The sequence below is a fragment of the Paenibacillus jamilae genome (genome assembly GCF_050482105.1).
Classification (GTDB): domain Bacteria; phylum Bacillota; class Bacilli; order Paenibacillales; family Paenibacillaceae; genus Paenibacillus; species Paenibacillus jamilae_B.
On sequence record NZ_JBCNHI010000042.1, the window covers coordinates 1 to 1,417 of the forward strand.

Sequence of the window (1,417 nt, forward strand, 5' to 3'; positions counted from 1 at the left end):
AAGCTCAGCGAAAGGTTGGCAACTCTGCTGGTGATCACGACTGTTGCCCCACTGTCTTGAAGCATATAGTCAATCCGTTCCTGCGGATACATCGTATCCATTGGCACATACGCGCCTCCGGCCTTCAGTACCCCCAGAATGCTCACCAGAATATCCGCAGAACGTTCCAGCAGTACGCCTACCGGTTGATCTGCTTCAACTCCTTTTGCCCGTAACACTCGGGCCAATCGGTTCGCCTGCTCATTCAACTCAGCGTAGGTTAGCGCTATATCCCCAGACACCACGGCTATTCGCTCAGGGTGGTTCTTCGCTTGCGCTTCAAAACGTTCGCTGAGCGACAGCCCTTGCAGTGTTCCGCGTACGCTATGCGCATTCGGATCATTGAATACCTTCAGAATCTGCTCGGTTTCTTCAGTCGTAATGAGCTCCAGTTCACCCAGCTTCGCATCCGGGTTCGCCGCTACGGCTTCGGCCAAGCGAATAAAGTGGCGTGTCATCCGTTCGACCGTTTCCCGTTGGTACAACGCAGTGGCATACTGCAATCCGAACTGGATGCCTGCCTCTTCCTCTCTAGCTTCCAGCGTCAAGTCAAACTTCGCTGGCGTTTGCTCCAGGCCATACGGACGGAAGCTGAGGTTCGCCAGTTGCAGTTCACCTTCCTCGGTCGTTTGCAGGGTAAACATCGTATCGAACAATGGATGGCGGCTCATGTCCCGCTTCACATTCAGCTTTTCCACCAGTTCCTCAAATGGATAGTCCTGATGCTCATAGGCTTGCAGGGCGCGAACCTTCACTTCTTCCACGTAGCTGCGGAAGGTATGTTCTGCTGTCGGATAGTTTCGCAGTGCCAACGTACCGACGAACATGCCGAGAATCGGCTCCAAATCCGCATGCGGTCGTCCGGCAATCGGCGTGCCGACGACGATGTCCTCTTGGCCGCTATATTGATGCAAGAGTGCGGTGTACGTTGCCAGCAACACCATATACAGCGTAGAGCCTGTGTGCGCGGCCAGTTCTTTCAGCCGTTCGCTCACTTCGCGTTCCAGTCCAAACACCACGATATCGCCTGCTGTACTACGCACCGCCGGACGGGCAAAGTCTGTCGGTACATCCAGCACAGGCAGTTCCCCTCGGAAGGTGTTCAGCCAGTAGGCTTCCTGACGCTGCATCCACTCCTGATGGGTCTCGCTTTGCTGCCATACGGCATAATCCTTGTACTGTATCCGCAGTGGCGGCAGCTCTTCACCGTCATACAAGCGGACAAATTCTTCAGTCAGTACCCCCATCGACACACCATCCGAGATGATGTGGTGCATATCGAGCATAAGCAGATGTTGGGCTTCCTGCTCTCCTCCCTGGACGCCCAGATCTACCAAGCCTACCCGCAGCAGCGGCGCAGCTTTGAGATCAAACGGAC

At 55.1% G+C, this 1,417-nt stretch carries 1 protein-coding gene; it reads right to left on the bottom strand.

What is annotated here, in order from left to right:
• Window positions 1-1,417: non-ribosomal peptide synthetase (locus ABEW32_RS25780; RefSeq protein ID WP_430193089.1), on the bottom strand; the 1,417-nt coding region annotated here is incomplete at both ends.